The 25,250-nt window shown below is 69.4% G+C and carries 23 protein-coding genes and 1 riboswitch; of the genes, 14 read left to right on the top strand and 9 right to left on the bottom strand.

Features of this window, described 5'->3' with window-relative positions:
* Nucleotides 1–35: 35 nt before the first annotated feature.
* On the bottom strand, nucleotides 36–383 hold the full coding sequence (locus HH310_RS27460; RefSeq protein ID WP_169178549.1) for a hypothetical protein: 348 nt from the start codon (nucleotides 381–383) through the stop codon (nucleotides 36–38).
* Nucleotides 384–458: 75 nt separating this feature from the next.
* Here HH310_RS27460 and HH310_RS27455 point away from each other — a divergent pair, with 75 nt between their 5' ends.
* Both HH310_RS27455 and HH310_RS27450 read left to right on the top strand, forming a co-directional pair.
* Nucleotides 459–2,789 (top strand): M28 family peptidase, encoded by a 2,331-nt coding sequence (locus tag HH310_RS27455; RefSeq protein ID WP_169178548.1) that lies wholly within the window; start codon nucleotides 459–461, stop codon nucleotides 2,787–2,789.
* Nucleotides 2,790–2,804: 15 nt separating this feature from the next.
* Entirely contained in the window at nucleotides 2,805–3,335 is a 531-nt protein-coding gene (locus HH310_RS27450; RefSeq protein ID WP_169178547.1) for a dihydrofolate reductase family protein, read from the top strand.
* Here the strand turns inward: HH310_RS27450 and HH310_RS27445 are convergent.
* Both HH310_RS27445 and HH310_RS27440 read right to left on the bottom strand, forming a co-directional pair.
* The gene (locus HH310_RS27445) at nucleotides 3,332–3,616 is read right to left on the bottom strand and encodes a Smr/MutS family protein (protein WP_169178546.1); all 285 of its coding nucleotides are present in this window, start codon (nucleotides 3,614–3,616) and stop codon (nucleotides 3,332–3,334) included. The two genes, HH310_RS27450 and HH310_RS27445, sit on opposite strands and share 4 nt — an antisense overlap.
* Nucleotide 3,617: 1 nt before the next feature.
* Complete coding sequence (locus tag HH310_RS27440; RefSeq protein ID WP_169178545.1) at nucleotides 3,618–3,992, bottom strand: M48 family metallopeptidase; 375 nt, start codon at nucleotides 3,990–3,992, stop codon at nucleotides 3,618–3,620.
* A gap of 136 nt (nucleotides 3,993–4,128) precedes the next feature.
* On the opposite strand from HH310_RS27440, the gene HH310_RS27435 reads away from it, so the two are divergent.
* From HH310_RS27435 to HH310_RS27410, 6 genes are all read left to right on the top strand, one after another.
* Nucleotides 4,129–6,177 (top strand): hypothetical protein, encoded by a 2,049-nt coding sequence (locus HH310_RS27435; protein WP_312034355.1) that lies wholly within the window; start codon nucleotides 4,129–4,131, stop codon nucleotides 6,175–6,177.
* 235 nt (nucleotides 6,178–6,412) lie between these two features.
* Complete coding sequence (locus tag HH310_RS27430) at nucleotides 6,413–7,150, top strand: response regulator transcription factor (protein WP_169178544.1); 738 nt, start codon at nucleotides 6,413–6,415, stop codon at nucleotides 7,148–7,150.
* Nucleotides 7,151–7,199: 49 nt separating this feature from the next.
* Entirely contained in the window at nucleotides 7,200–8,666 is a 1,467-nt protein-coding gene (locus HH310_RS27425; RefSeq protein ID WP_396027549.1) for a sensor histidine kinase, read from the top strand.
* 190 nt (nucleotides 8,667–8,856) lie between these two features.
* The gene (locus HH310_RS27420; RefSeq protein ID WP_169178542.1) at nucleotides 8,857–9,939 is read left to right on the top strand and encodes a 3-deoxy-7-phosphoheptulonate synthase; all 1,083 of its coding nucleotides are present in this window, start codon (nucleotides 8,857–8,859) and stop codon (nucleotides 9,937–9,939) included.
* Nucleotides 9,940–10,012: 73 nt separating this feature from the next.
* A complete protein-coding gene (locus HH310_RS27415; RefSeq protein WP_169178541.1) occupies nucleotides 10,013–12,139 on the top strand; it encodes a glycosyltransferase family 39 protein in 2,127 nt (708 codons plus the stop codon).
* A 121-nt stretch (nucleotides 12,140–12,260) separates the two neighbouring features.
* Nucleotides 12,261–13,592, top strand: a complete 1,332-nt coding sequence (locus tag HH310_RS27410) for a bifunctional glycosyltransferase family 2/GtrA family protein (protein WP_169178540.1) — start codon at nucleotides 12,261–12,263, stop codon at nucleotides 13,590–13,592.
* 17 nt (nucleotides 13,593–13,609) lie between these two features.
* Here HH310_RS27410 and HH310_RS27405 read toward each other — a convergent pair whose 3' ends face one another.
* From HH310_RS27405 to HH310_RS27395, 3 genes are all read right to left on the bottom strand, one after another.
* On the bottom strand, nucleotides 13,610–13,897 hold the full coding sequence (locus HH310_RS27405; RefSeq protein WP_169178539.1) for a DUF3040 domain-containing protein: 288 nt from the start codon (nucleotides 13,895–13,897) through the stop codon (nucleotides 13,610–13,612).
* Between the two features lie 146 nt (nucleotides 13,898–14,043).
* A complete protein-coding gene (locus HH310_RS27400; RefSeq protein WP_169178538.1) occupies nucleotides 14,044–15,138 on the bottom strand; it encodes a winged helix DNA-binding domain-containing protein in 1,095 nt (364 codons plus the stop codon).
* A 23-nt stretch (nucleotides 15,139–15,161) separates the two neighbouring features.
* Nucleotides 15,162–15,770 (bottom strand): GNAT family N-acetyltransferase, encoded by a 609-nt coding sequence (locus HH310_RS27395; protein WP_169178537.1) that lies wholly within the window; start codon nucleotides 15,768–15,770, stop codon nucleotides 15,162–15,164.
* A gap of 179 nt (nucleotides 15,771–15,949) precedes the next feature.
* On the opposite strand from HH310_RS27395, the gene HH310_RS27390 reads away from it, so the two are divergent.
* On the top strand, nucleotides 15,950–16,447 hold the full coding sequence (locus HH310_RS27390) for a hypothetical protein (protein ID WP_312034354.1): 498 nt from the start codon (nucleotides 15,950–15,952) through the stop codon (nucleotides 16,445–16,447).
* 9 nt (nucleotides 16,448–16,456) lie between these two features.
* Nucleotides 16,457–17,083, top strand: coding sequence for a TetR/AcrR family transcriptional regulator (locus tag HH310_RS27385; RefSeq protein ID WP_169178535.1), 627 nt, complete (start codon nucleotides 16,457–16,459; stop codon nucleotides 17,081–17,083).
* A 732-nt stretch (nucleotides 17,084–17,815) separates the two neighbouring features.
* On the opposite strand, the gene HH310_RS27380 is transcribed toward HH310_RS27385, so the two are convergent.
* Nucleotides 17,816–19,054: a trans-acting enoyl reductase family protein gene (locus tag HH310_RS27380; RefSeq protein ID WP_169178534.1), complete on the bottom strand. Its 1,239-nt coding sequence runs from the start codon at nucleotides 19,052–19,054 to the stop codon at nucleotides 17,816–17,818.
* A gap of 119 nt (nucleotides 19,055–19,173) precedes the next feature.
* A riboswitch (cyclic di-AMP (ydaO/yuaA leader) is annotated at nucleotides 19,174–19,350 on the top strand.
* A 1-nt stretch (nucleotide 19,351) separates the two neighbouring features.
* Here HH310_RS27380 and HH310_RS44950 point away from each other — a divergent pair.
* The 3 genes from HH310_RS44950 to HH310_RS27365 all read left to right on the top strand — a co-directional run bounded on the left by HH310_RS44950 (nucleotide 19,352) and on the right by HH310_RS27365 (nucleotide 21,373).
* The gene (locus tag HH310_RS44950; protein ID WP_169178533.1) at nucleotides 19,352–19,894 is read left to right on the top strand and encodes a transglycosylase family protein; all 543 of its coding nucleotides are present in this window, start codon (nucleotides 19,352–19,354) and stop codon (nucleotides 19,892–19,894) included.
* A gap of 129 nt (nucleotides 19,895–20,023) precedes the next feature.
* Nucleotides 20,024–20,383, top strand: coding sequence for a hypothetical protein (locus HH310_RS27370; protein ID WP_169178532.1), 360 nt, complete (start codon nucleotides 20,024–20,026; stop codon nucleotides 20,381–20,383).
* Nucleotides 20,384–20,536: 153 nt separating this feature from the next.
* Nucleotides 20,537–21,373: an alpha/beta fold hydrolase gene (locus tag HH310_RS27365; RefSeq protein WP_169178531.1), complete on the top strand. Its 837-nt coding sequence runs from the start codon at nucleotides 20,537–20,539 to the stop codon at nucleotides 21,371–21,373.
* A gap of 15 nt (nucleotides 21,374–21,388) precedes the next feature.
* Here the strand turns inward: HH310_RS27365 and HH310_RS27360 are convergent, their stop codons facing one another.
* Complete coding sequence (locus HH310_RS27360) at nucleotides 21,389–22,216, bottom strand: TioE family transcriptional regulator (RefSeq protein WP_169178530.1); 828 nt, start codon at nucleotides 22,214–22,216, stop codon at nucleotides 21,389–21,391.
* A 58-nt stretch (nucleotides 22,217–22,274) separates the two neighbouring features.
* Between HH310_RS27360 and HH310_RS27355 the strand changes: the two genes are divergently transcribed.
* Nucleotides 22,275–23,846 (top strand): DUF6194 family protein, encoded by a 1,572-nt coding sequence (locus tag HH310_RS27355; protein WP_169178529.1) that lies wholly within the window; start codon nucleotides 22,275–22,277, stop codon nucleotides 23,844–23,846.
* Here HH310_RS27355 and HH310_RS27350 read toward each other — a convergent pair.
* A complete protein-coding gene (locus HH310_RS27350; RefSeq protein WP_211192686.1) occupies nucleotides 23,770–25,218 on the bottom strand; it encodes an MFS transporter in 1,449 nt (482 codons plus the stop codon). The genes HH310_RS27355 and HH310_RS27350 overlap by 77 nt on opposite strands.
* Nucleotides 25,219–25,250: the final 32 nt, after the last annotated feature.

Raw genomic sequence — 25,250 nt, 5'->3', positions numbered from 1 at the left:
CACACCCCCCTTTTCGAGCCGGGCTCGATTATGGCTCACAAAGGGTCCTGGGCCGCTTCGGCGGCGGCGACTCGGGCGGCATGCTGGGCGATCACTTGGCCGAGGATGCCATGCAAACGGCCGCAATCGCGGCAATGCAGATTCTCGTCGAGGTGACGACCGCCGCAGCCGACGCACACGCCCCGGTCCTCGGGGTCGCGGTACGCGGCCAGCGCCTTGCACATGGCCCGGACCACGTGGTCACTGACGGCGAAGACGCCCTCGCCGAGCGCGGTCCGCACGCCGATCATGGCGACCGGATCGTCGTCCGGGTGGGGGTCGTAGGGGGAGACCGCGTCGATGAACTCCGCGACGACGGCGGCGGGGTCGAACGGCGTGTTCACCCGTTCAACGCTATGCCACGCGGTAAACGATCTTCCGACTACCCGGTGTCGTACCGACCCGCTTAAATGTCACCCATGCGTGCGCCAGCGATCGTCGATACCGCACACCGGGCCCTGGCCGGGCTCGTCGTGGTGGTCGTCCTCGGGCTCGTCTCCTACGCATCCGTTTTGTCCGTCCGGCCCCCGGACGCCCGCGGCAGCGGCGCGCCGGCCGGCGACTTCCGCGCCGGTCGCGCGTTTGCGCAGGTCCAGGCGATCGCGACGCGCCCGCATCCGGTCGGCAGCGCGGCGCAGGACGCCGTTCGTGATCATCTGCTCGCCTCGTTACGCGGGATGAATCTGTCGCCCGAGGTGCAGGACACGACGTCGGTGCAGGGCGCCGAGCTGTCCGCGAGCGCGGGCGGCATCGGCCTCGCGCACGTGCGCAACGTCGTCACGTTGATTCCGGGAGCAAACTCGACCGGGCGAATCTTCCTGGTCGCGCACTACGACTCCGTACAGACCGGTCCGGGCGGCAGCGACGACGCGGCCGGTGTCGGCGCGCTCCTGGAGGTCGCGCGGGCGCTGACCACCGGCCCGCGCCTGCGCAACGACGTGGTGCTGGTGTTCACCGACGGCGAGGAGGCCTGCTTATGCGGCGCCGAGGCGTTCGTCAGCCAGAACCCGCTGGCCAAGGGCGGCGGCGTCGTGCTCAATCTGGAGGCGCGCGGCAGTTCCGGCCCGGCGATCATGTTCGAGACCTCGACGAACAACCGGAAGCTCGTCGACCTGTACGGCGCGGCGCCCAAGCCGGTCGGCACGTCGTTCGCCGTCGAGATCTACCGCCTGCTGCCCAACGACACCGACTTCACCGCGTTCCGGGAGGCGGGCTTCACCGGCCTGAACGCGGCCTTCATCGACGGCGCGGCGGTCTATCACGCACCCACCGACGTGCCCGAGGCGATGGACCGGGACAGCCTTCAGCACCACGGCGAGAACACGCTGACGGTGGCCCGGCTGCTGGGCGATCGCGATCTGCGGACGCTGCGCGGCGGCGACGACGCCACCTACTTCCCGGCCCCGGGCCTGCTGGTGCGCTACCCGGGCACGCTGGTGTGGCCGCTCGCCGCGCTCGCGCTGATCGCGGTGCTCGCGCTCGGCTGGGTGGCCCGCAAACGCGGTCTGACCAGCGGCAAGAAGCTCGGCGGGGCGGCCGCGCTCACGCTGGTGCCGATCATCCTGGCGCCGGTGCTGGCCCAGCTTTATTGGCCGATTCTGACGTTCATCCGCCCGGAGTACGCCGGGTTCCCGATCGACCCGTACCGCCCGCAGTGGTATCGGCTGGCCGTCATCGCTCTGACCGCGGTCGTCGTGTTCGGCTGGTTCGCGCTGTTCCGGCGGCGGCTGGGGCCGGCCACCCTGGCGATCGCGGGTCTGGGCTGGCTCGCCGTGCTCGGCCTGGTCCTGGCCGCGCTGACGCCCGGCGGCTCCTACCTGGCCGCGTTGCCCGCCTTGGCCGGCGCGATCTGTGCGATCGTCGCGATCCTGACGCGCGGCTGGTGGTCGGTCCTCGCCGTCACCGCCGGGGCCGCGGTCGCGGTGATCATCCTGCTGCCCACCGTGGTGATGCTGTTCCCCGCGCTCGGCATGCCGCTGGGCGGGGCGGACGCGTTCCTGGTGGTGCTGCTCGCGCTCGCGCTGCTGCCGGTGGTCGATCTGGTGCACACGGAGGCGTACGGGAAACGCGGTCTTGAGGCTTTGAATGCGGGTCGCCGGGGTGCCTTGCCGACCGCGATCGCCCTGCTCGCGGTGATCGTGCTGAGCGCGGTGGGGCTGCGGGTCGACCGGTTCGACGCCACGCATCCGTCGCTCACGCAGTTGATGTACGCGCTGAACGCCGACACGAACACGGCTCAATGGGTCAGCGACGAACCCAAGGTGCAGAAGTGGACGTCTCAGTTCGTGTCCGGCGATCTGCACGCGGTGCAGGAGTCGATGCCCTGGTTCGGCTCCGCGAAAGTGCGCACCGGGCCGGCGACGGCGGCACCGCTCCCGGCCCCGAATCTCACCCTGGAGCGGGACGCCCGCCAGGGTGACACGCGCACGATGACCTTGCGGCTGACCTCGCAGCGACCGGTCCGGCTCACCGGGCTCAACCTCGACCCGGCGACGCCGGTGCTCGCCTTCACGGTCCAGGGGCAACCGCTCACGGCCGATCAGCGCGGCTTCGTCTTCCACGCTCCCCCGGCCGGCGGCATCGAGATCAATTTGACCGTACGCGCGTCCGGGCCCCTCAGATTCCGCGTGATGGACGGCAGCGACGGGCTCAGCGACCTGCCCGGCTTCAAACCGCGGCCGACCGGCGTGGGGATCGTCGGCTCACACACCAGCGAACTGTGCGCGGTCGCGAAAACCTACTCACTCTGAGCGAGGATGGGGCGCATGGCAAAGGTGCTCTACTCGGCGACTATGTCCCTGGACGGCTACATTTCCGGCCCGGGCGGCGACATGTCGTGGATGGCCCCGTACTCCGGGCGCAACCCGACCGCGCGGGACCTGGCGACGCGCACCGGCGCGCTGCTGGTCGGGCGCCGGACGTATTTCGGCGACGACCCGAACCAAGGCACCGATGCCGAGGGCGCGTTCGGCGGGAAATGGCACGGTCAGCAGTTCGTGCTCACCCACGAGCCGCCGGTGGAGATCCCGCCCGACACCACCTTCGTCACCGACCTGACCAGCGCGGTGGAGGCGGCCAAGGACGCGGCCGGCGACAAGTACGTGTGCGTCCTCGGCGCCGACGTGGCCCGGCAGGCGCTGGCCGCGGGCCTGGTCGACGAGGTGCTGACGTTCATCGCGCCGGTCCTGCTCGGCGACGGCACCCGGCTGTTCACCGGGTCGCCGGTGCGGCTCGAGCCGCTCACCCAGAAGGAGCACCCGAGCGCCGCCGAGCTCTGGTACCGGGTGATCCGCTAGCGGCCCCGGCCGCGGCGCCCGGTCGACTCGTTGAAGCGGAAATGCACGAACAGCCGGCCCCAGTTGTCGCCGTCCTTCTCAACCCGGTGGTAGAGCTGCTTGATCTCCTTCTGGTCGAGGAACCGCAGCACCTTCTTCTTCAGGGCGCCGCTGCCCTTGCCCGGGATGATCTCGACCAGGGTCGCCTTCTTCTGGACCGCCTCGTCGATGATGCCGCGCAGCGCACGGTCGATGTCGCTGCCCTTGTTGAAGATGTCGTGCAGGTCGAGCTTGAGTTTCACGTCACGATCCTACGGAGTTCTTGCCGAGCCACTCCTCGACCCGTTGCAGGGCCTCGGTGTACTCGGTCTGCTGTTTCATGGCGGCGGCCAGCCGCAGGTGCGGGAGCGCCTCACGGAATCGGCCGCCCCTCTCCAAGGTGCGGCCGAGCACGTGATGCGCGTAGTGATCCGATGGATCACGCTCGACCAGGAATCTGAGCTGGGCTTCCGCGCCGCCGAGCTGGGCCGAGTTGAAGTATGCCCGGGCGAGCAGCTGACGAACGGCGGTGTTGTGGGGCTCGGCCGCCACGATCGGCTCCAGCAGTTTGGCGGCGCCGAGCGGGTCCCCGGACTCGAAGAAAAAGGTTGCCCTGCGGTACTCCTCGAGAAGATCCACTTACACGCTCCCCACGCTCGCGCCGCCGACAGAGACCAACGCTGGCACAACATCGGGCCGACGGCGAGTGTTCCGCCGATCCGAGCTTGGCGACAAATCGCCGCAAACGGCAACCTGCTCCGCGCACAATGCCTGCGTGGGGGACATTCCGAGTCATGTGGTGTTCGTGCCGGCCCGTCCACGATTCGGACGGCTCAGACCGGCCCTCGGCGCGGCCCTGCTGGTCGCCCTGTGCCTCACGCTCACCGGCGGCACCTCGATCCCCGCGGTCAACTCGCCGGCGTTCCTGATCGCCGGGATGAGCGACATCCCGTCGCCGCCGCGCGGCACGTCCTGGTCGCCGGCGCCGGTCACCGCGAACGGGTTGTCCGTGCTCGCCGCGGCCGACGGGCAAACGCTGGAGCTGCACACCGCGGCCGGCGACCGGACGTTCCTGCCCGGCGTCAACCTCTCCCCCGGTACGCCCGGCGGGTCGCCGATCTCCGCGGCTCAGTACCGGGCGTGGTTCGCGGCGATGACCTGGCTCGGCATCCGGGTAGTACGGATCTACAGCGTTCACCCGCCCGAGTTCTACCAGCAGCTCGCCGAGTACAACCGCACCAACCCGGACCAGCCCCTCTACTTCATGCAGGGGGTTGAGCAGCGCGGTGACCAGTCCTTTCAGCGGGCGGTACGGGACACCGCGACGGCGGTGGCCGGCGAGCACGGCGCCTGGGACACCGACGCCAACCCGTGGCTGGCCGGCTGGATCATCGGTTCTGAACCCGACCCGCGCACGACGATCCCTGCGGCGAAGCCGGCCGACGGCAAGTATTTCCGCAGCACCGAAGGTGCATCGCCGACCGAGCGGTGGCTCGCCACCCGGATGGACGAGCTGGCCGGGCTGCAGGCGAAACGCGGGTACAGCCAGCCGATCGCGTTCGTGAACTGGGCTACCACGGATCCGCTGCGGCACCCGGACGAGCCGCTCGAGCAGGAGGATCTGCTGCAGCTCGACGCCAACCACGTGCGGCCCACACCGCAGTGGCCGGCCGGGACGTTCGCCAGCTACCACGCGTACCCGTACTACCCCGACTTCCTGCGCTTCGAGCCCGGCCTGGTGAACACCGGCGACCCGTACGCGGGCTATCTCGCGGCGCTGCGCCGGCACCACCGTGACATGCCCACGCTGATCACCGAGTTCGGGGTGCCGTCGTCGCTCGGCTCGGCGCACGACGGGCCGCTCGGCCGGAACCAGGGCGGGCTCGCCGAGCAGGCGGCGATGCGGATCGACGCGGACCTGCTGCGGATCATCGGACGGGAGGGCCTGGCCGGTGGCTTCCTGGCCGGCTGGGCGGACGACTGGAACCGGTCCACCTGGAACACCGTCGGGCATCAGGTGGACACCCGCCGCTCGATGTGGCACGACCCGCTGACCAACGAGCAGTACTTCGGGCTGCTCTCGATGGATCCGGCCGACGACGACGCACCGGGGCGGCAGCTGTTCGACGCCGACGCGGCCTGGCCGGCGACGAAGGTGACGGCCCGGACCGACGCCGCCTACCTGCACCTGCGGATCAAGCTGGCGGACTCGCCGCCGACCACCTTGCTGATCGGCTTCGACGTGCTGCCGGAGCTGACCGGGCCGCCGATGGCCGGGAGCGCGGACCGTCGTCCGGACGCGGCCTTCGCGCTCAACCTCGCCGGGCACGACGGACAGGCGTACCTGCGAAATCAGCTGGATCCGGTCCGCCTGGACGTCGGAGTCCCGGCCTCGGCACGAGGGCCGGCGCCGGAGGGCTGGAAGCCGTTCGAGTTGCTGATGGGCCGCGCGATGACGATACCGACCAGCAAGATCGAAGTGCCGGTGGCGCTGCAGAATCCGGGGCGGCTGGAGTACGGCGATTGGCGGTCGGGTGCCAGTCTCGCGCTCTGGCATCGCGACGACGACACCGTGGACGTGCGGGTGCCGTGGGCGATGCTCGGATTCGCCGACCCGTCGACGCACCGGGTGGGCGTGCCCGCGAAGGGCAGGCTGACCACGAAGGTCAGTCCGGGGGTGACAGTGTCGCTGACGGCATCCGGGACCGAACAGGCCATCGGTCAGGTGACCTGGGAAAGCTGGAACCGGCCGCAATACATCGAGCGCTTGAAGCAGGGAGCCGGCCAGTTCCGGGACGCGGCTCTGGCGCAGACCTCCGACTGACCTCACGCCGACCGGCGGCCAGCAACAACATCGCCCCACCCGCGATCAGCAGGGCGCCGAGCGTCACCAGCGCCATGAGCGCCAATACCCTCTCCGAGATCCACACGCAAGCATTATGCGGATTTTGTCCGCTTTTGAGGCTCTCGACACACCGGTTTGCATGACCTACCCCAAACACAGCTGGTACACAGGAAGCGAAAAGCTGACGCAAAGCGTGGCCCGCGAAAGTGGGGGCATGACGATGGCGAACGCAGATCCCAGCACCGACCTCCGGCGGGCCGACGGCACCCCGGTCCGGGTCCTCGTGGTCGACGACGAGCCGACGCTGGCCGAGCTGCTGTCCATGGCCCTGCGCTACGAGGGCTGGGAGGTGCGTAGCGCCGCCGACGGGCAGTCCGCGGTGCGCACCGCCCGCGAGTTCCGCCCGGACGCCGTCATCCTCGACATGATGCTGCCCGACATCGACGGGCTCGAGGTGCTGCGCCGGCTGCGCGGCGAGACCCCCGAGGTCCCGGTGCTGTTCCTGACCGCCAAGGACTCGGTCGAGGATCGCATCACCGGCCTCACCGCGGGCGGCGACGACTACGTGACCAAGCCGTTCAGCCTGGAAGAGGTGGTGGCCCGGCTGCGCGGGCTGATGCGCCGGATGGGCCGCGCCCCGATGCGCTCCGACTCCGAGCTGGTCGTCGGCGACCTGTCGCTCGACGAGGACAGCCACGAGGTGCGCCGCGGCGGCGACCTGGTCACCTTGACCGCTACCGAGTTCGAGCTGCTGCGGTATCTGATGCGCAACCCGCGCCGGGTGCTGAGCAAGAGCCAGATCCTGGACCGGGTGTGGAACTACGACTTCGGCGGCCAGGCCAACGTCGTCGAGCTCTACATCTCGTACCTTCGTAAGAAGATCGACGCGGGCCGCGCGCCGATGATTCACACCATGCGTGGTGCCGGCTATGTCCTCAAACCCGCGGACTGACATGTCCGTCCCCCACCCCGCCCGCTGGCGTAGCCCGGCGGGCTGGTCCATGCAGGCCCGAATCGTCGCGATCATGCTGGGGCTGCTGACCCTGCTCGGCGTCGCGGTCGGCGGGACCACCGAGCTGTTCCTGCACAAGAACCTGTACGGCCAGGTCGACGCGAAGCTGGACCAGGCGTCCGGCGCGTTCCACGGCGGGCCGCAGGGACCCCGGCCGGGCGGCAACGCCGCGGAGAGCCGCCCGTACGGCGAGATCAACTCGATCTCGCTGCTGTTCGACAACGGCACCGTCGTCAACGGCGGCATGATCGTCGGAAAGCAGGACCCGTACGGCCAGCCGTACGCCGACTGGGTGCAGCTGAACTCGGGAAACCTGGCCAGGCTCACCGCCGTCACCCCGAACGGCACCAAGTCCAACGTCACGATCGACGGCTACGGGGACTACCGCGTGATGGCCGTCGCCTTCCAGACCCAGGACGGCACCACCGGTCTGCGGATCATCGGTATGCCCTTGAAGTCCACACAGGACACCCTGATGCGGGCGGGCATCGTCATCGGCGCCGCGCTGCTGATCACGCTGATCATCGCGGGCTGGGCCGGCGCGGCCATCGTCCGGCGCACCATGCGCCCGCTGGGCCGGGTCGCCGCGACCGCCACCCGCGTCTCCGAGCTGCGGCTCGACCGCGGCGAGGTGGAGCTCGCGCAGCGCGTGCCGCTGCCGGACACCGACCCGCGCACCGAGGTGGGCCGGGTCGGCGCCGCCCTCAACCGTCTGCTCGACCACGTCGGCAACGCTCTCGAAGCCCGGCACGCGAGCGAGATGCAGGTGCGGCAGTTCGTCGCGGACGCCAGCCACGAACTGCGCACCCCGCTGGCCGCCATCCGTGGCTACGCCGAGCTCAGCCGGCGCAGCCCGCAGCCGGTCCCGGACGAGATCGCGCACGTGCTCAACCGGGTCGAGTCCGAGGCGAAACGGATGACCCTGCTCGTCGAGGACCTGCTGCTGCTGGCCCGCCTGGACGCCGGCCGGCCGCTCGCCCACGATCCGGTGGACCTGACGATGCTGGTGGTCGACGCGGTGAGCGACGCGCACGCGGCCGGACCCCGCCATCAGTGGCACCTGGACGTGCCCGACGAGCCGGTCACGGTCGACGGCGACGGCGCCCGGCTGCATCAGGTGCTCGCCAATCTGCTCGCCAACGCCCGTACGCACACGCCGGACGGCACCTCGGTGACGGTCTCGGTGAGCGCGACGCCCGAGGCGGCCGTGTTGCGCGTCACCGACGAGGGCCCGGGCATCCCCGCGGAGCTGCAGCCGCACATCTTCGAGCGGTTCGCCCGCGGCGACAGCTCACGCTCGCGCGCGGCCGGGAGCACCGGGCTCGGCCTCTCCATCGTGTCGGCCGTGGTCGTGGCGCACGGCGGCGGCGTCTCCGTGGAGAGCGTCCCGGGCCGGACCGTCTTCACCGTGCTGCTCCCGCTGGCGGCCACACCCGCGATCACGCCGGCCGCATGACCGCGCTATGCTCCCCCACGTGTTACGTGGTTATTGGCGCTTTACGAGGCCGGCTCTGCAGCCGGTGCCTCGGGCGTAACCACGTGACCTGAGACACCACACAGAGCCGGTAGAGGTAGCGACAGTGTCGCTGCCTTTTATTTTTGCCTAGAGCAAAAGCCGGCTCTCTTGGTGGGCGCCGGCAGAGGAGATGAAGACCGTGATCGTCCCCGAGGTCCAGCGCGTGCGTGACCAACGCATTGACCGCATCGTCCCGCTGATGAGCCCCGCCCTGCTGCACCACGAGCTGCCCCTGACCGCCGAGCTTCAGGACACGGTCCTGGCCGGGCGGCGAGAGGTCGAAGAAGTGGTCGCCGGCCGCGACCGACGACTGATGGTGGTCGTCGGTCCGTGTTCGGTGCACGATCCGGTGGCCGCCGGCGAATACGCCGGCCTGCTCGCCGAACAGGCCGCCCGCCTGCAGGAGGACCTGCTCGTGGTGATGCGCGTCTACTTCGAGAAGCCGCGTTCCACCGTCGGCTGGAAAGGCTTGATCAACGACCCGGGGCTGGACGGCTCCGGCGATGTCGGGACCGGCCTGCGGATCGCCCGCAAGCTGCTCCTGGAGATCGTCGGACGAGGACTGCCGACCGCCGTCGAGTTCCTCGACCCGATCACGCCGCAGTACATCGCCGACACCGTGTCCTGGGGTGCGATCGGCGCCCGTACCGTCGAATCGCAGGTCCACCGGCAGCTGGCCTCCGGCCTGTCCATGCCGATCGGCATGAAGAACCGCCCGGACGGCAGCATCGCCACCGCCATCGACGCCATCCGGGCGGCGGCCGCGTCGCACGTCTTCCCCGGCATCGACTTCGGGGGCACCCCGGCGGTCCTGAGCACCAACGGCAACCCGGACACCCACCTGGTGCTGCGCGGCGGCGACGGCCGGCCGAACTACAGCGCCGCTGACGTCGAGGGCGCGCTGCAGCTGCTGCGCAAGGCCGAGCTGCCGGAGCGCGTCGTGATCGACTGCTCGCACGGCAACAGCGGCAAGGATCACACCCGTCAGCCGAGCGTGGCCGACGACGTGTCCGGCCAGATCGAGGCCGGGCAGAACGGCATCGTCGGGGTGATGCTGGAGAGCTTCCTGGTGCCCGGGCGGCAGAACCTCGGCGGCGAGCTCACCTACGGTCAGTCGGTGACCGACGCCTGCATGGGCTGGGACACCACGGTCGAGGTGCTGGAGAGGCTGGCGCGGGCGGCGCACTCGCGACTCACAGCCCGCCCACAGTAGCGGCACATCGGCGGGATAGGGCAACCACCGACAGTTACCGAGGTAAGCATCCCCTGCCCCGTGGAGAGCCTCGATGACCACGACGTTGCCCGTCCCGCCGCTTGTCGTCCCTCAGGCGCCGCCGCCGACCCGCCGCTGGATCCGCCCGGCCCTGGGCGTCCTGCTGCTGCTCACCGGAGTCCTCTACCTCTGGGGGCTCGGCAAGAACGGCTGGGCCAACTCGTTCTACTCGGCGGCGGTGCAGGCCGGCTCGGTGAGCTGGAAGGCGTTCTTCTTCGGCTCGTCGGACGCGGCCAACTCGATCACGGTCGACAAGACGCCGGCGTCGCTGTGGGTGATGGCGCTCTCCGCGCGGGTCTTCGGGGTGAACGCCTGGAGCATCCTGGTGCCGCAGGCGCTGATGGGCGTGGCCAGCGTGGGGCTGCTGTTCACGTCGGTGCGCCGCTGGTTCGGACCGGCCGCGGGACTGCTCGCCGGCCTGGTGCTGGCGCTCACCCCGATCGCGGCGCTGATGTTCCGGTTCAACAACCCGGACGCGCTGCTCGTGCTGCTCATGGTGGCCGGCGCGTACGCGACGACCCGCGCCATCGAGAACGGCTCCACCAAGTGGATCATGCTGGCCGGGGTGTTCGTCGGGTTCGGTTTCCTCGCGAAGATGCTGCAGGCGCTGCTGGTGGTGCCGGCGTTCGCGCTGGCCTACCTCTTCGCCGGGCCGCCCAAGCTGGGCAAGAGGATCTGGCAGCTGCTGCTCTCCGGTCTTGCGGTGGTGGTGTCGGCCGGGTGGTACATCGCGATCGTCTCGCTCGTGCCGGCGTCCATGCGGCCCTACATCGGCGGATCGCAGAACAACAGCCTGCTCGAGCTGGCCCTGGGCTACAACGGCCTGGGACGGCTCAGCGGGGACGAGACCGGCAGCGTCGGCGGTGGGGGCGGCGGAGGCGGGGGTGGCGGCTTCTGGGGATCGACCGGCCTGTTGCGCATGTTCGCGCCGGAGCAGGGCGGTCAGGTCGCGTGGCTGCTGCCGGCCGCGTTGATCCTGCTGGTCGCCGGCCTGGTGATCACCTTCCGCCGGGTGCGCACCGATCGGCAGCGGGCCGGCCTGATCCTGTGGGGTTCGTGGCTGCTGGTCACCGGGCTGACGTTCAGCTTCATGCAGGGGATCTTCCACGCGTACTACACGGTCGCGCTGGCGCCGGCCATCGGTGCGCTGGTCGGCATGGGTGCGGCGGTGTTGTGGCGGCATCGGCGGCACTGGGCGGCGGCGGTGACACTGGCCGTGGCGATCGCGGTGACGGCGTGGTGGTCGTACGTCCTGCTGGCCCGTAGCGCCGACTTCCTGCCCTGGCTCAAGTGGGTGGTGCTGGTCGGCGGTCTGCTCGCGGCGGTCGCGGTGCTGGGCTCACTGCGCCTGCCCACCCGGGTGGGCGCGGTGGCTGCCGGCCTTGCGCTGATCTTCGTGCTTGCGGGGCCGGCCGCGTACGCCGTACAGACCGTGTCACAGCCGCATACGGGTTCGATCCCGTCGGCGGGGCCGGCTACCGACGCGGCATTCGGGCCCGGTGGTGGGCGCGGGTTCGGCGGCGGACGCGGCGGTGGCGGATTCGGCGGCGGGCGCGGCCAGAACGGGACGTTCCCCGGTTTCCCCGGCGGCACGCAGAACGGCGGCGGCTTCCCGGGCGGTTCCCAAAACGGCGGCGGCTTCGCCGGCGGTGCCCAGAACGGCGGCGGCTTCCCCGGCCTCCCGGGCGGCTCGCAGAACGGCGGCCTGCCCGGCGGATCCCAGAACGGCGGCGGCTTCCGCGGCGGTGGCGGCATGGGCGGCCTGCTCGACTCGGCATCGGTCAGCGCCGAGATGAAGGCCCTTCTCCTGGCCGACGCCGACAAGTACACCTGGGTCGCCGCATCGGTCGGCTCGCAGAACGCGTCCGGCTACCAACTGGCCACCGGTAAGCCGGTGATGCCGGTGGGCGGCTTCAACGGCAGCGACCCCTCCCCGACGTTGGCCCAGTTCCAGGAATACGTGGCCCAGGGCAAAATCCACTACTTCATCGGCGGCGCCGGCTTCGGCGGGCGCAGCGCGGGCGGCAGCAACGCGAGCGCCCAGATCGCCGAGTGGGTCCAGGCGAACTTCACCGCCAAGACCGTGGGAAACACGACGGTCTACGACTTGACGGCGCCCACCACGAATACGACAGCCTGACACTTCCCCGAATCGCGGGCGGCTCCCACACGGGAGCCGCCCGCACGCGTTTTCGCTGTTCATAGCGAGGGCACAGGGCGGGCACAAATGCAGCTCAGGACCGAGCGCGACCTTGGAGCCCATGAGCCTTGAGACACTGTCCGCCGACGCCCCCGACACGACCCCCGCCGGCGCCCCGGTCCTCGACGTGGTCGTCCCCGTCTACAACGAGGAACGCGACCTCGAGCCGAGTGTGCGACGGCTACGGGCGTACCTCAAAGCGCATTTCCCCTACCCCTTTCGGATCACCGTCGCCGACAACGCGAGCACCGACGCCACGGCCCAGGTGGCGCGGCGGCTGACCGAGGAGTTTCCCGACGTACGCTCGGTGCGCCTCGACGAGAAGGGCCGCGGGCTCGCGTTGAAGCACGTGTGGACGCGCTCGGACGCCGCGGTCCTGGCGTACATGGACGTCGACCTCTCCACCGACCTGGGTGCGCTTCTGCCCTTGGTCGCGCCGCTCATCTCGGGGCACTCCGACCTTGCGATCGGCTCCCGGCTGGCGCGTGGCTCCCGGGTCGTCCGTGGCCCGAAGCGCGAGTTCATCTCCCGCGGCTACAACCTGCTGCTCCGGGGCACGCTGGCCGCCCATTTCTCCGACGCGCAGTGCGGTTTCAAGGCGATCCGCGCGGAGGTGGCCGCCCGGCTGCTGCCGATGGTCGAGGACCCCGGCTGGTTCTTCGACACCGAGATGCTGGTGCTGGCCGAGCGCGCCCGGCTACGCATCCACGAGGTCCCGGTCGACTGGGTAGACGACTCGGACAGCCGCGTCGACATCATCCCCACCGCCGTAGCCGACCTGAAGGGCATAGTCCGCCTGGCACGCGCGCTGTCCACCGGCCGCCTCCCCCTGGCCACCCTGCGCGACCAGCTGGGCCGCGATCAGCCGGCCCGGGAGCAGCCCGGCGGCGGTCAGCTGCCCGGCGGCGGTCGCCTGGCCGGGGAGCAGGCCGTCCGCGATCAGGCGGGCCGGGATCCGCTGCGCGTGGCCGGCCTCCCGGCGGGGCTGCCGCGCCAGCTCGTGCGCTTCGCGGTGGTCGGTGTCGCGAGCACGCTAGCCTACCTGGCGCTGTTCGCGTTGCTGCGCACCGGAATGGGCCCGCAGTGGGCGAACTTCACCGCCCTGCTGATCACCGCGATCGCCAACACCGCGGCGAACCGGCGCCTGACCTTCGGCGTACGCGGCACCGAAAGCGCCTGGCGTCACCAGGCACAGGGCCTGATCGTCTTCGGGATCGGCCTGGGCGTCACGAGCGGCTCGCTGGCCCTGCTGGACGCCACCACGGTCCAGCCCGCCCGGCTCATCGAGCTGTCGGTGCTGGTCATCGCCAACCTGATCGCAACCGCCGCACGCTTCCTGCTCATGCGCATCTGGGTGTTCCGCCCGGCCCGAGCCCTGCCGGCCGAGCGGTAACGTCGTCGCCCGGGTTGCTAGACCCGGTGCCGCCTCCGCTCCCGGATCACGCCGTAGATCATCACGGCGAACACGACGATGCCGCAGAAAGCCGTAGCCGCGGCCGCGATCCACCACATGAAGACCGCGAGCACGATGGCGCAGGTCCACACCACGATGGCGGTGAGGATGAGGGACAGAGGAACGCGCTTACGTGGTAGGGGTGGGAGCTCGCCAACTGTGAACCGCGCACAAAACTCTGGATCGTCCTCTAGCAGTTGGCGCTCCAACTGCGCCAGTCGCTGGTTGTCTTCCCTACTCAGCATCGTCGCCACCTCCGGTCTGGCCCGGGCCGCACATGATCGGAGGGGCAGCCTCTCCGATCAATGACATTGTTACCCGCAAGTTGCCGTTGCGAAAACTGTTCGCGTGCCAGTTGACGCGTGTGAATCTGGCGACACGTCCACAGTGGTCACTCCACAGCCACCGTGACGTCGGAAACTCCCCGGCCACGGGCCACCTCGGCCGACTCGTCCTCGAGTTTCTTGCGATGCGCCGCGGTCAACCGGCCGAACGGTGTCACGGTCAAATCGACCCGCTTGCGGCCGGCCATCTTCGCCCGCCAGACGCCGGCGACCTCGCCGTCGACCAGCAGCGCACCCGGGTTGCCGAGGACGCGCCACACCTCTTTCTGCCGGGCACGATCAGGAATCAGCAGGTCACGGTCGCGCGCTTGCAGGAACGGATCCATCGGCGGGATCAGCCGGACCCCGGTGACCGGAGCCGCGGACGTCAGCTCGTCGACCGAGGTCTCGGGCAGCCACGTGGCGCGCCCATCGAGAGTGATCTCCACCACTCCGGACGGCCAGACCTTCTTCATCTCGGCGGTGCTGCTGCCCAGATACTTCCCGACCTCCACGGGGGTGGCTGGGCCGAAGAACCGTAGATACGTCGTGATGAGCGCGCCGACCCCGGAATTCTTTTTGGGCTGCGGCGGCGCCTTCGTGATCGGGGCGAGCATGGCGTCCTTGCCCCGCGACACCACCTCGACGCCGCCGGCCAGCCCAGAGTGTTGCCAGACGTTGCCCGCGATGTGCCGCGCCTTGCACGTGCGGCAGTCATACGTCAGGGACCGTGGCACCCGCTTGCTGACCTCGGTGCTCACCTCGCCGCGCGGCATCGGCTCGTGCAGCACCTCGCGGAACGCGGCCGCGGTGACCCGGAACGCCTCGACGCCCAGTTTCACGCCGTCGGGGATCTGGGCGCTGTTGATCCGCACCGAGGCATCCGCGTCGCTGACCGGCCACAGCTGTTTGACCAGGGCCGCGAGGTCGGCGCGGCGCAGCAGATGGGGAGCCCCACGAGCCGCCCACACCATGATCAATCGGTCGTCGTCGAAGTCGGCGGTGGTGCGCGCGGCGAGCGCCACTTGGACCGAGCCCGGCGTGTATTCCTGGATCCCCAGGTCGAGCACGTGCAGGTCGCCCGGTCGCTCGGAGCCCCTGGTCGCGAGCCCGAGAGCGCGCGCCCGGTAGGCCATCACGTGTGCACGATCAACGCTGATCATGACACCTCCAGCAATGAGGAATCTCAGGTGCGACGACCGTACCGCCGGGCTGCGACATTTCTCAGCCGTTCCAGCCGGGCGCCGGTCCGCCCCTCGACCAGCTCCCACGTGTCCAGGCTGGTCGGACCGTACGGGCCCTCCTGGAGAATCGGCGGCTCACCGGTCAGCCGGTAGCCGCAGCGGCGGGCCACGGCGGTGCTCGCGGTGTTTCCCGGATCGATCCGGAGCAACAGCCGGCTTAAGTTCAGCGAATTCTGGGCGTACGACGAAAGCAGCGACAACGCACCCGACGCGAGTCCTCGTCGCCGATGCCCGCGGCCCACCAGATAGCCGAGTTCGGCCTCCTTGAGGCCGAGATCCACGCCGAAGAGCAGCACCTCACCGAGCGGCCGGCCGCCGTCCGTGGTGATCGCGAGCTGGATGCGCTGGCCGCCGATGCGTCCCTGGTACGCCCGTTTGAGGTACGCGATGCCGGCCTCGACGTCGAACGGCGACGGCATCGGCGTCCAGCGCGCGATGTCCGGCTCGTCCAGCATGATGACCAGGTCGTCGAGGTCCTCGGAGCGCCACTCGCGCAGGATGATGCCGTCCCCCGTCAGGGTGAGTGGATACGGAAGACGGCTTGCGGCCATGATTCGATCCTGCCCGTATGGACCCGGTTCCGGCCAGTAGCGATCGATATGAAGCCCATGAGTGATTACTCATGCCCTGCGAGTCGGGTTTCTGCTACCGCTCTTTGTGAAGGTGTTGTGTGCGACCTGGCAGAACGCCGTTTCGGCCGCCTACGTTGTTGATCATGAGAGCGATCCGCGTGTGGCTGGCGATCTTCATCATCGGGCTGGTGCTCAGCGGCGCCACCGCGTTTCCGCTGGTCAGCGAGGTGCGGCTGCTGACCTTTGTGCTTCATCACGCGCCGGCCCCGGACGCGCTGGTGGTGTTCCTCGACCGGGTTCGCGAAGGCCTGCTGACAACTGACACTAATTACCCATTTATCGCGTACGGGACAGATTGGCTCGCCTTCGCGCACCTGGTGATCGCCGTCGCGTTCGTCGGTCCGTGGCGTGATCCGATTCGCAACATTTGGGTGATCGAGTGGGGAATGATCTGCTGCGTCGGCATTGTCCCGCTCGCCCTGATCGCCGGCCCGATCCGGCAGCTGCCCTGGTGGTGGCTCCCGATCGACATCTCGTTCGGAGTGTTCGGCATCATCCCTTTGATCATCGTCCACCGATTGATCAAGCGACTTGATTCCGCGCCCACCGCACATTCACCGATCGCCGACCGGCACACAGTAGACGATCACGCATAACGTGGGAGCGTGGACGACCATACAGCGGTAGCGACGAAACGGGGCGAAAAGTACGGCGGCCTCTCCCGCACCGAACGCGCCTCCGAGCGACGAGCACGCATCGTCGCGTCGGCCGTGCACCTTTTCGGCACCCGGGAGTACGAATCGATCACCGTGGCCGAAGTCTGTACCGGCGCGAAGGTCTCCAAAAGGTACTTCTACGAGCATTTCCACGACCGCGAGGATCTGATCGTCCAGGTCCACCGCGAGACGAACGAGTGGCTCCTGACCGGCGTCGTGCGCTCCGCCCCGGAACACCCCGCGAGCATCGAGGAGTTGCTGCGCCCCGCCCTGCGGACGCTCGTGCGCATGCTCCGTGACCAGCCCGAACGCGCCCGCGTCATCTACATCAACGCACCCCGCATGGAGACCCGCCGCCGCGGCGTCCTGCGCCACGACGCCGAGTTCCTGGCCCACGTGCTGCGCCGCGTGTCGACCGGCCCCGAGGACCAGGTGCGCTACGGCCGCACGCTGCTGGCCCTGGTCGCCGGCATCAGCGAGGTCATCATCGACTGGATCACGAACGGCATGGACGACCCACCGGACCTGCTGGCCGACCACCTCACCGGCATCGCACTGGCCCTGCTGAACAACTAGAGACGCTTCGGGGTCGTGGTCCGAATCCGCACCGTTCCCAAGCCGGGCCGCAGCGGATCTCGATGCCATGCGGGTCCAGCAACCGGCGACCCGTAATCGGCGACCCACAGCAGTCCGCGGCGCGCAGCAGTCCGCAGCCCGGCAGCGGCAGCGGCAGCGGCAGCCGAGGTGACCACGAGCCGCACAGGTGTCCAGGTCGACGTGCACCTCGTCCGTCCATCCCACTATGTGGCGACCCCGGCCATATTCTGGACTCTCTTGAGACCTTGGAGAGTTGCGCCCACATGTGAGCCCGAACTCTCCAAGGTCTACCAAACATGGCGAGAAGCGCCGGAGCAAAGGGTACGAATGTGAAGAAAACGGCGCTCCACTGTGGACGCGAATCTCGCATTGTGGACGCGCTGCCACGATGTGGACGCCGGTCCCATACAACGGACAGGGATCCCACATCATGGCCTTGCACGGCACTGACTGGCGCTACCTGACGCTGCCTGGCGCGCACCCCGGTCGGCGGCGCGCGGCAATGCCCATCCCGAGCCGCCGTGTTACGGTCGCGGCCGCGAGGCTGCGAAACGACCCAGGCTGCCATCGACAGAGCCGACCCGACCAGATGAGCCGAGCAGCAAGGCCGACAGCGCCGGTAACAAGCCGATCAGCACCGAGACCTCAGGCGCGAAAGATCTCTAGCCCGGTCACGCAGGCCACGGGCGCAGGCCGAACACGCGGGGCGGCCTACGCCCGGTGTGCCGAGATCTCCACCCCGGCCGCCCGCAACCGGGTCACCAGCGGGTCGCCGAGCGCCGTGGCCGGGGTCAGCACGCCGCCGGCGGAGGGCGGCAGCTCGTCACGGTCGGCCGTCAGCGTGAGGGCCGATTCCCCCAGCAGAACGGCGGTCGCCGCGTATCCGGGATCGCCCTTCTGCCGGACCCGCGCCCGATACCGCTCACCCTTGGCGGTGGTGGCGAAGAAATCGAAGGTGTAGTGCCCGGCGCTGCGGATCCGCTCACTCGGCCCTTGGCCCGGCTTCGGCAGCACGCGGTCCAGCACGAACCGCGTCGGTGGCAGGGTGAGCCCGACGAAGAGAGCCCCGATGCCGGCCTTGATGCCGTTGGCGACGACCGGCGAAAGCGCAGACGTGCCGGCACTCATCAGCTCGCGATAACGGAAGCTTCGTCCGTACGCCCATCCGCGTAACGCGTTGCTGCGCCGCACCACCCGCGTGTTGTACGACGCCATGAAGAACGGCGCCAGCGTGCCCCGTAACGACGGGTCGACGACGTCGCCGCGAACGGTGGCCATGTCGCTCTGCCGGCCGAGATCCGGTTCAGCGGCGCGATCCGGAGTCAACGAGTACGGGCTGGCTGCCATCCGCCGCAGCACGCGATCGTCGTTCACGACGTCGAGCTGGCTGCGGATCGAGTCGATGGTGCCGCCGCTGGCCGCGCCACGCAGCCCGGTCACCACCATCGAGGTGTCGGCGAGCTCGCCGGCCCCGTCCGCGATCACCGCGTCGTACAGCACGTGCACGCCCAGATCGGACGGGATCGAGTCGAAGCCGCACGAGTGCACGATCCGCGCCCCGGTCCGGCGCGCGAGCTCGTCGTTCGCGTCGATGCTCCGCCGCGCGAAGACCACCTCACCGGTCAGATCGACATAGTCGGTGCCGGCCGCTGCGCACGAGTGCACGAGGTGCTCGCCATACCTCACGTACGGCCCGACGGTGGTCACCACGACGCGCGTCGAGACGGCGAGCCGATTGAGCGCGACCGTGTCGGAGGCGTCCGCGACCACGATCGGCCAGTCGACCCCGAGCCGGTCCCGGACCGCGGCCAGTTTCGCGCCCGAGCGCCCGGCCAGCGCGATGTTCGTGCCTTTCGGCGCATGGGCGGCCAGATATTGGGCGACAAGCACGCCGACGAAGCCGGTGGCGCCGTACACGACGATGTCATGATCGCGGTCAGGTTGGCTCATGACAGTCGATTGTGCCGCAAAGTAAGCTTCCAGCATTACCCATGAGTAATTTATCGTTCTCGCACGTGGGCCGCCTCGATCGTGATTAGCGTCGGCCCCGACCCGTGAAGACGGGCACCGCGGGCGGAACGCCGAATCCCAGCCGCCGCCGCGCGGAACTCGAACTCAAGGCCTGGGAGCGGGGGACCCAAGTTCCACGGCGTGCCACGCATGTCTCGGGGTGAAGCCGCCACCGGCGGCCGGGCTCCTCGGCCCGAACCCGACAGCTGACCTCGCAGGCGTGGAGGTTTCAAGCTCATGGCACAAATGAAGAAGAACGCCCGGCTGGCCGTCGGGCTGGTGAGCGCTTTCGCGTTGCTCGCTCCGGCGGCACCGGCGGAAGCAGACGTGAACTGGGACGCGATCGCGCACTGCGAGTCGAACGGGAACTGGGGAGCCAACACCGGCAACGGCTATTACGGTGGGCTCCAGTTCAGCCGGGGGACGTGGCGGGCGCACGGCGGCGGCAAGTATGCGCGAACGGCCAACCGGGCCACCCGTGCCGAGCAGATCAGCGTCGCCGAGAAAGTGCTGCGGCGGCAGGGATTGGGCGCGTGGCCCACGTGCGGCAAGAGGGCGCATCACGCGAAGCGCCACAAGGTGACGAACCACCGGACAACGGCCCGGAAACCGAACACCCGACGGGCCGGCGCAACCTACGTCATCCGCAGCGGTGACACGCTCAACCGGATCGCGAAGAGGTGGCACGTCAGGGGCGGATGGCATGCGCTTTACCGCCTGAACCGGGCGACCGTCCACAATCCACATCAGATCTATCCCGGCCAGCGCATCAGGCTCTGAGGCCCGGGGCCGCCGCGGTCGTCCGCTCGCGGCGGCCCCACTCACGCCTTCGAACCCGCCCCCGGCGAGTTATCCACAGGCCGGCAAATCGGCATGACGCCCGAGTCGCCGCCGGGCTAACTTCTCCGCATGAACGAGACCCCACTGCGACAGAGACTCCGAGAAGCGTTACCGGCGGCGATGAAATCGCGCGATCGAGCGGCGGTGTCCGCGCTGCGGGCGACGCTCTCGGCCATCGACAACGCCGAGGCCGTCGCGGTGGATGACGGCGTCCGGCAAGGTCTGGCCATCGAGCAGACACCGATCGGGGCGGGCGCGGCGGAGGCCGAAAGACGGGTGCTGAGCGAGGCGGACGTGGAGCGGATCGTCCGGGCCGAGATGGCGGAGCGGGAGGCGGCGGCAGTGGAATACGAGAGGGCCGGCCACACGGATCGGGCGGCGCAGTTGCGGGCCGAGGCCAGAGCGTTGGCGGCGAGCGCCATGGGCTAATAACTTGTGATCCGGACCACCATTAGGCTCCCCAGCGTAGTGGCACTATTGATCAAGCCGTCCCCCGGTGCACGTCACCTGACTGATGCTAACGAGCCCGTCCCCTGGTGAGGATCTCCTGCAGAACTCCACGATGAAAGGGCGAGAACGCAGATGCCAAAGCTGACTGTCGGGGAAGAGAACGGCTCCCCGATTGAGCTTTACTACGAGGACTTCGGCGCCGGTACGCCGGTTGTCCTCATCCACGGATGGCCGTTGTCCGGTCGTTCGTGGGAGCGTCAGGTTCCGGCGTTAATTGAGGACGGTTACCGGGTCATCACATATGACCGACGGGGTTTCGGTAACTCCTCGCAGCCGTACGGCGGGTACGACTACGACACCCTCGCGGCCGACCTGAACCGCGTCCTCGAGCACCTCGACCTGCACGACGTGACGCTGGTCGGGTTCTCGATGGGCGGCGGTGAGGTGGCGCGGTATGTGAGTCGCTACGGCGTCGACCGGGTCACCAAGGCCGTGTTCGCGGCCGCGGTCCCGCCGTACCTGTACAAGACGGACGAAAATCCGGAAGGTGCGATCGACGAGGCGCTGCTGACGTCGTTCCACGAGAGCATCCGGCAGGACCGGGCCGCGTTCGTGGACGGGTTCGTGACGAACTTCTTCTCGGTCAAGGGACGCACCGACCTGGTGAGCCCGCAGCAGCAGGCCTACAACTCGCAGATCGCCGCGTTCGGGTCGCCGCAGGGCACGCTCGAGCTGACGACCGCCTACACGAAGACCGACTTCCGCGAAGATCTTCGGCAGTTCTCCATTCCGACGCTGGTCATTCACGGTGACTCCGACGCCATCGTGCCGTTCGAGGCCAGCGGGCGGCGGACCGCCGAGATCGTCACCGATGCCAAGCTGGTGGTGGTGCCGGACGCGCCGCACGGGTTCAACGTGACGCATGCCGACATCTTCAACGCGGAGCTACTCGCCTTCCTGCGCGGCTGACTTCTTGGGGGAGAGTCAGCCGACTGGCGGCGGGGTGCGTGGTCGCCCGCACCCCGCCGCCCTGGGCGAGACGTTCAGGTATTCGTCCAGCCGGGCCGCGGCGGTGAGCATTGCCCGCCCGCGAGCGGTCAACCGTTCGCGCCAGTCGTGCAGGGAATCGGCGAGAGCGTTCGCCCCGCCCGCCTCCCGCACATGCCTGAGCACGGTCGCGATGTGGGCCAGCGGATAACCGCCGCGCCGCAGCAGATGGGCGAGGTCGGCGTCGCGTACGTCGTCGGATGAGTAGACCCGGTAATGCGTGACGGGATCCCTTACCGGGGTCAGAATTCCGGCCCGCTCCCATTTGCGTAGTGTCGCGGGCTTCAGCCGCAGCCGATGCGCGAGCGCACTGATCGGCAACGCCCCGCCGGGCGCGCCAAGGCCGCGGGCCATGCCGCGCGGCGCGCCAGGAGTGCCGGCCGCGCCAGGAGTGCCGGCCGCGCCGGCCGGGATCGGGGCGTCGCCGGTCAGCTCTTCGATCGCGGCCGAGACCGCGTCCAGCGTTTGCCGGTCGCGGGACAGCTGCTCGTGGCTGGCGTCGAGGGCCTGCAGCGCCACGTCCAGCGCGCCGTCGTTGACCGCGCGCATGATGGTTCCGCTGGTCGCGTAACCGTGTGCCGAGATCAAGGCCAGGTACGCGCGAAGGGCGGCGGCATGGACCTCGGTATACCGGCGGTAACCGGAGGCGCTGCGTTCCGCGGGTGGGAGCACGCCGTCGCTTTCGTAGTTCCGCACGGCCTGCGCGGAGAGGCCGTGCTCCCGCGCCAAGTCGACCGGCCTGCGGTTTGAGGCTTGAGCGGTCATTTCCCGAGAGCCCTCCGGGTAAAGTCTCCATGGGCGGTTCAACGATACGGTCTAGTCTATGACCTTCGATATCGGTGCCTTCCTGGACGCGTACGCCATGAAGCCCGGCCTGCTCGCCCTGGGTGAGCCGACGCACGGCGAGCCGGCCTTTCCGCAGTTGCGTAACGACCTGTTCGAGGCGCTGGTGGAGCGTGGCTTCCGGTCGATCGCGCTGGAATCCGACCGGGTGGCCGGGCTGACCGCCGACACGTACGTGCGTGGTGCGGACGTGTCGCTCGATGGCGCGTTCTCGCACGGCCTGGGAGAGTTGCCGTCCACGCGCGACCTGATGGTCTTCATGCGCGACTACAACGCGGCACATCCGGGCGATCGGCTGACGTTCTACGGCTTCGACGGCCCGTACGAGATGACGACCGCACCAAGCCCTCGCCCATATCTGAAATATGCGCACGATTTCCTCAAGCACGGCCAAGCCCGATGGGCGCAGATCGACACGCTGCTCGGCCCGGACGACCGCTGGGCCGACACCGCCGCGCTGATGGACTACCGAAGGTCGATCGGCCGCACGCCGCAAGCCGACCGCCTACGCGAGATCGCCGACGAGATGATGGCGAGCCTCGCCGAAGCCGGCGATACCGCCGAACGGCATCGCGCCCGAATCAACCTCGCCACCGCCATCGACCTTCTCCGCTACCACGCACTGGCCGCGGAGCCCCTCCCGCAGGCCGCACGCACCTCCCGCCTCCTGGCCGAACGCGACGCAACCATGGCCCGCAACCTGATGGCGATCCGACGCCGGGAATCCGACCGAGGGCCAACCCTCCTCTTCGCCCACAACCGACACATTCAACGCAACCCAAGCAAATGGACGCTGGCCGGCATGGACCTCGAATGGCCAAGCGCCGGCGCCGCAGTCAGCGAGCACCTCGCCGACCGATACGTCGTCATCCTCGGCAGCCTCGGCGCGAGCCCCACCCTGGACATCCCGCCCGCACCCCCAAACACGATCGAGGACCAACTCCCGTACGGGCTGAGCAGCGCAACAAACGCACCAACAGCAACCCCGAGGCCCGCCACCCCCGGCTACTTCCCGTTGGACGCCGAGACCCTCAACCATGCCGACGCGGTCCTGCACATAAACACCGGCCTAACCCCCGCGACCGTCGCGACGCTGATCCGCTCCCACCCCGACGTCGACGAGCTGATCGCGAGCATTGACAACGGCGCTCCCGAGGGCGCCTGGGGCGACCGCTTCTTCTACGTAGGCCCGGACCGCCGCCAACCGTTCGCGACCATCGTGGAGCACGACGTCCCCGGCTTCGACGAGGATTCCCTGCTCGACCGGCCCGGCGTCTTCCGGCTCAACGTCGAGCTGGGCCGTACCGAGTTCGAGCGACGCTTCGGCTTCCCCCCGAAGGAGTTCGACAAGCATCGGGCCGAATACGACTTCGCCCGCGCCGACCGGTTGATGCCGCATCCGGGATACGCGCTCTACGGCTGGGCGAGCATCGTCAGCCCGGGCCCGCAGCTGCTCGACGAGATCGACGCGCTGGTCACGCACGCTCGGGCGCGGGCAGCGGAGCGTCATGCTCGATCGCTGCGGCGTCCGCCGGCTCCTCCTCGGGATTGACGTGCCGCACCGACCGCAGCGCCCACGCCAGCAGCGGCACCCCGAGCGCGACGACGATGCCGCCGACCCACATCGCGACCTGGTAGCCGGCGATGAACCGGTGCGCCTCGCTGCCGGTCGCGGCGTTCGAGCCGGCGGACAGCACGGCGCCCAGGATCGCGACGCCGAGCAGGCCGCTGACCTGGATCGACACGTTCAGCGTGCCGGAGGCGACACCGTTACGCCCGGGCGGGACGGCCGCGACGACCACGCTGTTGATCGGAACGAACGCGCCCGCCCCGATGGCGTACAGGAGATAGGCGGGTTGCAGGTCGAGCCACGAGGTGCCGGCGCCGTAGAAGCCGAGCCAGGCGACCGAGATCGCGATCAGGGCGAGGGCGGTCGCGAGGGTGCGGTCGTTGCCGAAGCGTAGGGCGATCTTCGGCGCCAGGCTCGCGGCCACGGTCATCAGCGCCGCCATCGGGATGAAGGCGGTACCGGCCAGGGTGGGCGAGAAGTGGAGTCCGTTCTGGAGATAGAGCCCCAGGTAGAAGACCGCCCCGTAGATCCCGAACGCCCACAGCCCGACACCGACGATGCCGCCGCTGAACACCCGCAGCCGGAAGACGCCGAGGTCGATCATCGGGTTCCGCGACTTCGCCTCGATGAGCAGGAACGCGGAGGCGGCCAGCACCGCGACGACGAACGAGCCCACGATGAGCGGCGAGGACCAGCCGCGTGCCTCCCCTTCGATCAACGCGTAGGTGATCGCGAGCAGCCCGAGCGCGGACACGACGAGACCGGGCAGGTCCATGCCCGAGGACCGGTGACGCTGCGAGCGCGGCATGCTTACCGCGGACAGGACCACCGCGAACACGCCGACCGGAGCGTTGACCAGGAAGATCCAGTTCCACGAGGCGTACTGGCTGAGCACTCCGCCCAGGACCGGGCCGAGAGCGACCGGGACGGCGCCGATCGCGCCCCAGATGCCGATCGCGGTGGCGCGTTCGCGCGGGTCGGGGAACAACTCGATGAGCAGCGCGAGGCCGGCCGGGGTGATCAGCGCGCCGCCGACGCCCTGCAGGACCCGCGCGGCGATCAGGACGGTCTCGTTCGGTGCGACACCGGCGGCGACGGAGGCGATGGTGAACAGCACCAGGCCGGCCAGGAACGCCCGACGCAGGCCCAGCACGTCGCCCAGGCGGCCGCCGACCAGCAACAGGCTGGCGAAGGCCAGCAGGTACGCGCTGACGATCCACTCCAGGGACTGCAGGCTGATCCCGAAATCCCGCTGGATGGACGGCAGCGCGAGGCTGACGATGTTGGTGTCGAGGTCGGTGATGAACGTCCCGAGCGCGACCGCGACGAGTGCCCACCATCTCTTGCTTTTCAATACAACTCTCCGCACGTTGTCCGGGGGTGCCT

It is taken from the genome of Actinoplanes sp. TBRC 11911 (genome assembly GCF_012933445.1).
In the GTDB taxonomy this organism is placed as follows: Bacteria; Actinomycetota; Actinomycetes; order Mycobacteriales; family Micromonosporaceae; genus Actinoplanes.
This window is presented reverse-complemented; position numbering and strand designations above follow the sequence as displayed.